At 38.9% G+C, this 8,965-nt stretch carries 11 protein-coding genes; 5 read left to right on the forward strand and 6 right to left on the reverse strand.

What is annotated here, in order from left to right:
- Both ACEW8U_RS20230 and ACEW8U_RS20235 read left to right on the forward strand, forming a co-directional pair.
- Positions 1-1,201, forward strand: a 1,201-nt coding sequence (locus ACEW8U_RS20230; RefSeq protein ID WP_373523865.1) for an RHS repeat domain-containing protein, incomplete at its 5' end; no start/stop codon positions are given.
- Positions 1,191-1,601, forward strand: a complete 411-nt coding sequence (locus ACEW8U_RS20235; RefSeq protein ID WP_373523866.1) for a hypothetical protein — start codon at positions 1,191-1,193, stop codon at positions 1,599-1,601. The genes ACEW8U_RS20230 and ACEW8U_RS20235, both read left to right, overlap by 11 nt.
- A 79-nt stretch (positions 1,602-1,680) precedes the next feature.
- Here the strand turns inward: ACEW8U_RS20235 and ACEW8U_RS20240 are convergent, their stop codons facing one another.
- The 3 genes from ACEW8U_RS20240 to ACEW8U_RS20250 form a co-directional block, all read right to left on the reverse strand.
- Entirely contained in the window at positions 1,681-1,929 is a 249-nt protein-coding gene (locus ACEW8U_RS20240) for a type II toxin-antitoxin system RelE/ParE family toxin (protein WP_373523875.1), read from the reverse strand.
- The gene (locus ACEW8U_RS20245) at positions 1,929-2,135 is read right to left on the reverse strand and encodes a hypothetical protein (protein WP_373523867.1); all 207 of its coding nucleotides are present in this window, start codon (positions 2,133-2,135) and stop codon (positions 1,929-1,931) included. The genes ACEW8U_RS20240 and ACEW8U_RS20245 overlap by 1 nt, the downstream gene beginning before the upstream one ends.
- An 87-nt stretch (positions 2,136-2,222) precedes the next feature.
- Positions 2,223-2,558 (reverse strand): helix-turn-helix domain-containing protein, encoded by a 336-nt coding sequence (locus ACEW8U_RS20250; RefSeq protein ID WP_373523868.1) that lies wholly within the window; start codon positions 2,556-2,558, stop codon positions 2,223-2,225.
- 155 nt (positions 2,559-2,713) lie between these two features.
- Here ACEW8U_RS20250 and ACEW8U_RS20255 point away from each other — a divergent pair, with 155 nt between their 5' ends.
- From ACEW8U_RS20255 to ACEW8U_RS20265, 3 genes are all read left to right on the forward strand, one after another.
- Positions 2,714-2,953, forward strand: a complete 240-nt coding sequence (locus ACEW8U_RS20255; RefSeq protein ID WP_373523869.1) for a hypothetical protein — start codon at positions 2,714-2,716, stop codon at positions 2,951-2,953.
- A 584-nt stretch (positions 2,954-3,537) separates the two neighbouring features.
- The gene (locus ACEW8U_RS20260; RefSeq protein ID WP_373523870.1) at positions 3,538-3,999 is read left to right on the forward strand and encodes a hypothetical protein; all 462 of its coding nucleotides are present in this window, start codon (positions 3,538-3,540) and stop codon (positions 3,997-3,999) included.
- On the forward strand, positions 3,989-4,444 hold the full coding sequence (locus ACEW8U_RS20265) for a hypothetical protein (protein WP_373523871.1): 456 nt from the start codon (positions 3,989-3,991) through the stop codon (positions 4,442-4,444). Before ACEW8U_RS20260 ends, ACEW8U_RS20265 begins: the two co-directional genes overlap by 11 nt.
- Positions 4,445-4,901: 457 nt before the next feature.
- Here ACEW8U_RS20265 and rfbB read toward each other — a convergent pair whose 3' ends face one another.
- The 3 genes from rfbB to ACEW8U_RS20280 form a co-directional block, all read right to left on the reverse strand.
- Positions 4,902-5,954, reverse strand: a complete 1,053-nt coding sequence (rfbB, locus tag ACEW8U_RS20270) for a dTDP-glucose 4,6-dehydratase (RefSeq protein ID WP_373523872.1) — start codon at positions 5,952-5,954, stop codon at positions 4,902-4,904.
- Between the two features lie 331 nt (positions 5,955-6,285).
- Positions 6,286-7,338: an NAD-dependent epimerase gene (locus ACEW8U_RS20275; protein WP_373523873.1), complete on the reverse strand. Its 1,053-nt coding sequence runs from the start codon at positions 7,336-7,338 to the stop codon at positions 6,286-6,288.
- Between the two features lie 260 nt (positions 7,339-7,598).
- The gene (locus ACEW8U_RS20280) at positions 7,599-8,768 is read right to left on the reverse strand and encodes a glycosyltransferase family 4 protein (RefSeq protein WP_373523874.1); all 1,170 of its coding nucleotides are present in this window, start codon (positions 8,766-8,768) and stop codon (positions 7,599-7,601) included.
- Positions 8,769-8,965: the final 197 nt, after the last annotated feature.

An 8,965-nucleotide genomic window follows, 5' to 3' on the forward strand; every position in this document is an offset into this window, starting at 1 on the left:
CGGAGCAGCCTCTATTATTGCCGCTTCATTGGTTGCGACACCGGCAAATGAAGCTCTAAATATTGTGAATGAACTGCAGAGGGTATTGGGTGCCGGGCAGGTCGCCACGTTTTCGGACAATGATGAAATTCCCAAAGCCTATCTGCAGTACCTGTCTTTTGACAACAATTATAAGTTTAAAAAATCCGGTTTCAGACAGGTAAGCAATCAGGGGGAAGGAGCTTTTGAAACCCTAACACTGGAACATGTGGCAGAGGAAGACGGGTTTATGATGATGTATGTGGCCAATGAAACCAACGAGGACCTCAATGTCTTTTTCGATGACCTGACCGTGGTCCACTCCGAGGGGCCAGTGATCAGAAAAGATGATTATTATCCCTTTGGATTGTCCTATAATACTTCTACTTTAGGTGGGGCTTTGACGAATAAATATCTGTACAACGGGAAAGAGCTGATAGAGGACTTAAATCTGAATTTCTATGACTACGGGGCAAGAATGTACGACCCCGCAATAGGGAGATGGAGCGTTGTTGACCCATTGGCAGAGCAGATGCGAAGACATTCCCCATACAATTATGCCTTCAACAATCCGATCAGGTTTATTGATCCTAATGGCATGGCACCCAAGAACTGCTGTCCACCATCTTCTGGCTCAGTTTTTTATTCAGAGGTAGAGAAAAATTTCGGATTCATTAAATCGGGTATTGAAAATCTATTTGGCGGGAGCAAAAATACTGGGTCAAGAAGCAAAGTGAATAGTCAGCCTGCGGGAGTAGTTTTGGTTGTTGCTGATGCAGGTCCTGATGATATAGGTACTATAGGGGATAAAATTTCGGGTGAAGTAAATACTGATGGTTTGGGGAGCTTTGGATCAGGTTTACCTTCAGGAGGAGTGATGGAAAAAATTGCAGACATGATGGGAAGTGTATTTGGGCTTGTTTCTGAGTTTTTTGGCAGTGATTCAAGTAAACCGACTGAAAATACCAATTCATCAGAAACAGTTAATCCTACTTCTGAAACTGAGCCGAATAGCCGCAACGGTTCACAGGGAACTGCTAATCCTGATGGCAAGAAGAACACAAATGCGGATACAGTTAGAGGAACATTTGTCGATAGACAAGGCAATATTGGAAAGTACAGGATTATATTGCAAGGAAAAGACACCTTAGACCAAAAATATTATGTGCCCGATGGTTATTAGACTGATTAAATTGTTAATTCTATTTAGTTTTTTTTCTTGTAGTAGCTCGGGAAAAAGACTTGAGTTAGAAGTTTTAGTAAAAGATACTGTTCAGGTTGATGAAAAAGTCTTGGCAAGGATTTACTCAAACAATAGTGATTGGGAGATCATTAAAGCATATTTCGACTGTGAAGAAAATCCAATGTCTGACAAAATAAATGTTTTGAATGAAACAATTGAAGGTTGTGTTAAAGAACTCTTTGTTAGGAATGATACAATAGTTATTCAATTTGTTCCCGCAAAGTTAGGTCCAGCTGAATTTGGGAATATAAAGGTTCTTATGAAAAAGAAAGCAGAAGAATACAAGGTTTTAGAGTCTGGCTTTAATTATGTTGTGGTTAAAGGGCAGGTTAATAATTAAAAAACAATAATCTAGCGGTACAAAAATTTTGATTACCTGATACAATTGTAATTTTAAAAGCCCGGCCAGTTCGGGCTTTTTAATAAATATCCTTTCTGTGTCCAAGGTCAACGACATCCACGAGAAGGACACTGTCCTGTATCTTGTAGATGATGCGGTAGTCGGCCACACGGACACGGTAGCCGTCCCTTCCTTTTAGTTTTTTGCAGCCTTTTGGGCGTGGGTCGTTTCCCAGGTCCAGTATTGCGTCCTTGATATTGGAATAATACGGTTCCGGAATTTTGGCGAGCTTTTTCTGCGCTTTGCGCTCAACACGGACTTTGTAAATTACTTTTGTTTTTGTTCGCGTTTTTTCTCAATCTCCCTGAAAGCCTGTTCCGCATCTATAAATTCCTGTTTGCCCTTTTTTGCGGCATCATAGAGCCTGATGTCTTCGAGTTCTTCCAAATCATCTACCATTTTGTTGTACTCCTTGATTGGAAGAATGACGGCAAGTTTTTTGCCGTGGTCGTCTGTTATAAATTGTGTTTTCATGTGTTTATAATTGCATTTTATTGGTCACATGGAATCTCGCATGGTTGATTGTCAACCTAGGGTGTGACGGTTAGGTCATGCTCGATTTCATTGCATATAAGCTTTTTGGGCGTTTGTATCCCGGATCACCGTATCAATCAAAAAGAAAAGTTTGTCCTTTATCGTTGGGCTCAGGGCTTCGATATCCTGCAATCTCTGTACTGTTTTTTTGTCAAACCTGGCGTTTTGCCCTTCTCCTACTAGATAATCCAAAGACACCTCAAAGGCATTTGCGATTTTCTTGGCGGCATCGATGGACGGAACGGCTTCCCCCCGTTCATATTTACCGATCATTACACGGGATACGCCGCTGTTGTTGGCCAAATCGGTCTGTGACCAGCTTTTGGAATCCCTTAAAGTTGCAATTATTTTACCTGTCCCCATACCTGATAAGATACAATTATATCTGTAATCTATTCTTAGGGTAAATTTAGGTAAATATAAGATAGAATGAAATCTTATAATTTTTGCATGATTGAAATAATTGGATACTCTTTTCTCTGATAGGAACTGGAGTTTTTTTCTAGAATCTTTCGATTATGGAGATCACTGAGAGGGAACAGCTTCTTAATTATATCCCGAGTTTTCACCAAATCCTTGAAGGTTGCAAGGCGGGTGGGAAGACAATCCGCCGGGCCGGCGCAGGCCAAGTGGGTAAGCCTAGGATCGGATTGTCTTGTCCCGAGCTATCGGGATTGTTACTTTCCTGCCCTCCGGGAGGTGGGTTTGATCAAAGCCTGTCCCGAAAAATTTCGGGGCAAAAAAGTAAGAGGGAATAAGGAATAATAACCTCAGGAAGGTTGTCATGTAAAAAAGGGATAATATTTAAGAGCTTTCAGGATAGGTTCAGACCCTCCACAACGAGGGCCCGGTGATCAGAAAAGATGATTATTATCCTTTTGGATTGTCCTATAATACTTCTACTTTAGGTGGTGGTTATTTTATTTTCATTACTTCGCCATATTACAAAACCCTGTTTTATTTACTCTAGACTACAATTTTAACATTAACCAAAGTCCCGTTAGGGACATAATATAGGTAGAATTAATCGATGAATCGAAGGAATTTTGTGCCTTTAGGTACAAAATATATTCCGTACCTAAAGGCACGGAAACCTGGAAAAAGCTAATGTTTCCTACCCATATCTTGTCCCTAAAGGGACGGCTTAATCAACATTAGTTATCCCCATCTGGTCGTAGATTGGCGGAGACCCTAGGCGTATCCCTTACAGTTGTCGGGGGCAACTACGCCTTTCTATCTGAATGAATTTGCAATTCATGTTTCAAGAGTTAAATTGAGAAAGGTGAAGAGCTTCAACTGCGAAATTGGCCAATTGTAAATTGGTTTGAATATATGGGTGTAGTTGCAAACTACACCCAGCCACCGCCGAAAGCTTAATCTACACCCAGAGGGGGCAGTTAAGGATTGGGCTATTCGTTTAACGTTTCAAAATTCAGAAGAGAGTATGTTAAATAGAAACATAAAGTATATTTGGATATTTATAACTGCTGTCATTCTAACGAGCTGTAATTATTGTAAAATAGCTGAAATGATAGCAAAGAGAGAAGTCATTGGTATTGTTGATTCCAAAAAGAAACTTGAGTGGAATAGAGGTGAACAAACCATAATGTATAAAGAAGAGAATCAAATTAAATCCTATGAAATTTTAAGGGATGAAAGTGGTTTATGGGATTTTGTTGAAAAGGGTGATAGTTTATATAAACCTCTTAACGATAAAAGAATGAAAGTTTATAGAAATGGTGATTTAGCCGGAGAGTTTTTGATGGATATAGGTTGCTTAAAACATTTAAGAAATGAAAAATAATCTGTTTTGGCCATTCTGGCGTCTGAAAGGAAGTTCTTCCCTTACAAATAAAGAGATTGAAGAAATATTGCTTAGGGATAAATACTCAGAACTTTTTAATTTTTCATTGTTGAAGTCAAATAAAACCCTGTTAACTATATCCTACAATATGATAATAGTTCAACTGTTGCAATTAAATTTAGAATTATCAGAATTTAAAAATGAACAAAGGTCGGTAGGGATAAAAATCAGGTTTTCGAATATATTGCTCATGGTCTTTGTTCTACAGCTAGCAATAGCTTTAGCTTGTCTGGTTTTGGCAGCCCTATATTTGAGTAGCGGTGTTTTTAAAACCCTTTTTATGGGCCTGCCAATTTTCATCTACTTAATTGTCATCATAAATTTTTTGTTTTTTAAATCCCAATTGCTCAAAAGATTAGAAAATAAAGGGTTAATTAACACATGATTAGAAAGACCATAAGCTGATAAAGTCCATAATGAAGGACATCGTAGGAGATTATAAAAACTGATTGAAGATCAAATTTTAGAATTGGTGCAGAGGACAGTCCTCATCGATGACCCCATCTGGGTGAAGATTGGCGAAGGCGCTAGGTGTAGATTGCATCTACACCTTCTTATTTTTGGAATTTGTAATTCCAGTTTTCAAGAATTACTTTTAGTTATGGGAGAAGCCTATCAAATAAAAGATCAGTAGACATGCAGTTTTGGACACATGAGAATCTTTTCAAAGGCTTTGAAATAATTGATGGTAACCTTGATTGGAACAATTTTGATTTATGCTTTCCTATTATGGACCTCTATCAGAATGAAATTATCAAAGAAGAAAAGGCCATAACTAAAGCAACCTAAGAAATTCTGATAATTGGTTTTGGACAGATACTTAGCAATTTACCATTCTTATATTACCTATCCCCATAATGCTCCTCATAATACTTCTGATAATTGCCTGAGGTGACATTATTCAGCCATTCTTCATTTTCCAGATACCAATCGATGGTTTTTTCAATCCCTTCTTCAAATTGGAGGCTGGGTTCCCAGCCAAGTTCCCTTTGTATTTTGGAGGCATCAATGGCATAGCGGTGGTCATGCCCTGCCCTATCCTTTACAAAAGTGATCAGTTTTTCTGACGTACCCGATTCTCTGCCCAGTTTGGCATCCATCTTTTGACAAAGTAACTTGACGATATCAATATTTTTCCATTCGTTGAATCCGCCAATATTGTAGGTCTCTCCCCTCCTGCCCTGATGAAAAACCAGGTCAATGGCTTTTGCATGGTCTACCACATACAACCAATCCCTGACATTTTCCCCTTTTCCATAGACCGGTAAAGGCCTGTTGTTTTTGATATTATGGATACAAAGTGGGATCAGTTTTTCAGGAAACTGATTTGGTCCGTAATTATTGGAACAATTGGTAATGACGGTTTTCATTTTATAGGTATTGGCATAAGCCCTTACAAAATGATCAGAGGAAGCCTTTGAGGCAGAATAAGGTGATTGAGGGTCATAAGGCGTAGTTTCTATAAAAAAACCACCGTCTTCCAAAGAACCATAAACCTCATCTGTGGAAATATGGTAGAACAAATGATTTTCCAAATCCTTCCAATAGGATTTGGCAACATTCAGTAGGTTGACCGTACCAATCACATTGGTCTTTACAAATGCCAAAGGATCCGTGATGGACCTGTCCACATGGGATTCGGCAGCCAAATGGATTACATCTGTAACTGCATGTTTTGCAAAAACAGCTTCTAATTCAGATACGTCCAATAGGTTTACTTTCACAAAAATGTAATTTGAACTTCCTTCAATTTCTTTCAAATTCTCAAGGTTCCCGGCATAGGTTAGGCAATCCAGGTTGATGATATTATAATCAGGGTATTTTTCTACAAAAAGATTCACTACATGACAGCCGATAAATCCGGCCCCACCTGTGATCAGAATATTTTTTTTCATATGGGAAATTTGAAAGATTGGAAAATTGGAAGAACTTGTCCGCCGTGGCGGATTGGAATTACTTGTCCGCTACGCCACAGGCGCACAGACGTGGCGGATTAATTGTCAGCCAAATCATTTTTCTTTAATTACCAAAATCTGGCAATATGTATGTACGCAATAATGCCAGTAAAATGGCAATTCAATATAATTCTTGTCAAAAGATTGAAATGTACGGTACATGGGTCTTCCGACTTCGTCCCGATAGCTATCGGGATCCGTCTTGTCTGTAGTAGAATATTGGATTACTGGCAAAGAAGCGGATATCCATTTCTGGCATTTACCTATGAATTTATTTCCCGTAAAATTCATTGTACCAAGCCACAAACTTGGCTACTCCATCTTCGACAGAAGTATTTGGCTTGTAACCGGTATCTCTTTTCAGGTCTGTAACATCCGCATAGGTGGCTGGAACATCACCCTGTTGTAGCGGTAACATGTTTTTCTTGGCCACTTTTCCCAATGCTTTTTCCAATGCGCCGATATAATCCATCAACTCCACCGGATTGGAATTGCCAATATTATATACTTTGAAAGGGGCATAGGAACTACCGGGTTCCGGATTATTTCCATCCCATTCCGGATTTGGAGTAGCAGGTCTATCAGCGACTCTGACTATGCCTTCGACTATATCGTCTATATAGGTAAAATCCCTCTTCATTTTGCCATGATTGAATACCTGAATAGGCTCGTCTTTTTTGATGGCTTCAATAAACAGGAACAAGGCCATATCCGGTCTGCCCCAGGGTCCATACACTGTAAAGAACCTCAAACCAGTGGTGGGAATATTGAACAAGTGACTGTAGGTATGGGCCATCAATTCATTTGATTTTTTGGTGGCGGCATACAAACTTACCGGATGGTCAATGTTATGGTTGGTGGCAAAGGGCATTTTGGTATTCGCACCGTATACCGAACTTGAGGAAGCATACACCAAGTGCTTGACAGGATAGGCTCTACAAGCCTCCAAAATGTTCAAAAATCCTTGGATATTGGATGCTATATATACATCGGGATTGGTCAAAGAATACCTAACTCCAGCTTGTGCAGCTAGATTTATGACCACATCCACCTTCTCTTTTTCAAATATTGACATCATGGTCTCTTTATCGGAAAGGTCCATTTGATAAAAAGTATAAGACTCATATTTGCTGGAATGGACTGCTTTTCCTAAAACAATCTGATCATTGGCAATCCCACACTCTTCTAACCTCCTGAATTTCAGATTGACATCATAATAATCATTGATCACATCAAGACCAACGACGGCATCACCTCTTTTTAAAAGATATTGGGCGACATGAAAGCCTATAAATCCGGCAGTACCGGTAATCAGATATTTCATCTTTTTTTTATTAAAATTGAAAAACCAAAAAAACAAATAATTTTAAAATATGTAACCCAAATCTTTATTTTATTTAAATTAAAATGGTTAACCGCTTCTTGCCAGTAACGCAATTTTCTATTACAACCATGTCGGATCCCGATAGCTATCGGGACGAAGTCGGATGTCCGATGTACTGGACATTTCAATTTCCCCGCGAGAATTATATTGAATTACCATTTTACTGAAATCATTGCATAACTACATATAAATTAAACCTGTTATTTCATTTCGATTTTTTCTTGGGGCACAAATTTGTTGTATTCTTCCAAAATCAAATGATGCATATTCCCCCTTTCGTATTTTACACTCACTTCCTCAAAAAGGTTACTTGCCAAGGATTGCATATAATCTCTTTTAACATATGCAAATTCAAGCGCATCTCTTAATACCTCTGTCTTCCTGACCGGGAAAACCAAACCTGTTTTTTTATTGGTTACAATATCCAGGTTGCCAATGATATCAGAACAAATCACAGGAACCTGCATCGCTCCTGCTTCCAGTAATACATTGGGAAATCCCTCTCTATGGGAAGCATGCACCAACACATCTGCCAAAGCCATATAGTGTGCAACATGATCCGTCCATTCGATCTGAACAATTCTGGGATGATCCTGAATCTTCCTTACCACCTCTTGATCCAAGGGATTAAGTTCTTGTTCAAAAGAACCCAATAACACCAATTTGGCCCTATCTGATAATTTGGAATTTACGAAGGCATTTACCAATTCTTCAATCCCTTTGTCTTTTACCAATCTACCTACAGCTAGAATTACAAAATCATTGTCAGAGGGCATAATCCGCATGGTGGCAGCGACCAGGTGATTTTCTTTCAATGAATCCCTATTGAATTTCTTCAGGTCAACACCATTGGAAGATCCAAATCCGATTACTTTGAGTTTCTCAGATTCTGCTAAGCCTTCTTTGATGATAAATTCTTTTAAAGATTCGGCATTGGGCCATACTTCTGTTGCCGAGTTATAGGTGGATTTCTCCATTTTAATCAAAAGGTTCTTCTTTTGCTTTTCAGCAACAACATAGGGCAGTCCTGCGACTGTGTGAATACGAACTTTCACACCAGCTAATTTTGCCGCCCACATAGAAAGTAAACCTGCTTTTGGGGTATGGGAATGAACAATGTCCGGTTTTTCGATTTTAAAAAGACTGTACAATTTCCAAAGACAGATCAAATCCTGAACAGGTGTTATTTTTCTGGTAAAAGGTATGATTTGATGGGAACAACCTTCCCTCCTTTCTATCTCATTGATTTCCTTGCCATCAGCACTGACCATGCTCACCTCCCAGCCTGCCTCCTTCATATATTTCATTTGACCTGACAAAAGCAGTTTGAGGGATATGGGAACAGTAGTGACTCGGATTAACTTTGGCATTCAGTTTTTTGTTTTTAAAATGACAAATATACCTTTTTATTGCTTTGGGAATGGAAAAAATTTGAAAAAAGTCAAAGAGATCAATCTCCTTCCTCCAGCTCAAAAACCGCATCGAATTTAACCTCAAATACTTTGCAGATCTTGAGAGCGAGTACTGTGGAAGGCACATATTTCCCAGCTTCAATGGAATTGATAGT

Source organism: Aquiflexum sp. (assembly GCF_041751335.1).
In the GTDB taxonomy this organism is placed as follows: Bacteria; Bacteroidota; Bacteroidia; order Cytophagales; family Cyclobacteriaceae; genus Aquiflexum.

Coding starts and splice junctions, on each gene's coding strand:
- ACEW8U_RS20235 (WP_373523866.1), top strand. CDS start 1,191: ATGGTTATTAGACTGATTAAATTGTTAATTCTATTTAGTTTTTTTTCT.
- ACEW8U_RS20245 (WP_373523867.1), bottom strand. CDS start 2,135: ATGAAAACACAATTTATAACAGACGACCACGGCAAAAAACTTGCCGTC.
- ACEW8U_RS20250 (WP_373523868.1), bottom strand. CDS start 2,558: ATGGGGACAGGTAAAATAATTGCAACTTTAAGGGATTCCAAAAGCTGG.
- ACEW8U_RS20255 (WP_373523869.1), top strand. CDS start 2,714: ATGGAGATCACTGAGAGGGAACAGCTTCTTAATTATATCCCGAGTTTT.
- ACEW8U_RS20265 (WP_373523871.1), top strand. CDS start 3,989: ATGAAAAATAATCTGTTTTGGCCATTCTGGCGTCTGAAAGGAAGTTCT.
- rfbB (WP_373523872.1), bottom strand. CDS start 5,954: ATGAAAAAAAATATTCTGATCACAGGTGGGGCCGGATTTATCGGCTGT.
- ACEW8U_RS20275 (WP_373523873.1), bottom strand. CDS start 7,338: ATGAAATATCTGATTACCGGTACTGCCGGATTTATAGGCTTTCATGTC.
- ACEW8U_RS20280 (WP_373523874.1), bottom strand. CDS start 8,768: ATGCCAAAGTTAATCCGAGTCACTACTGTTCCCATATCCCTCAAACTG.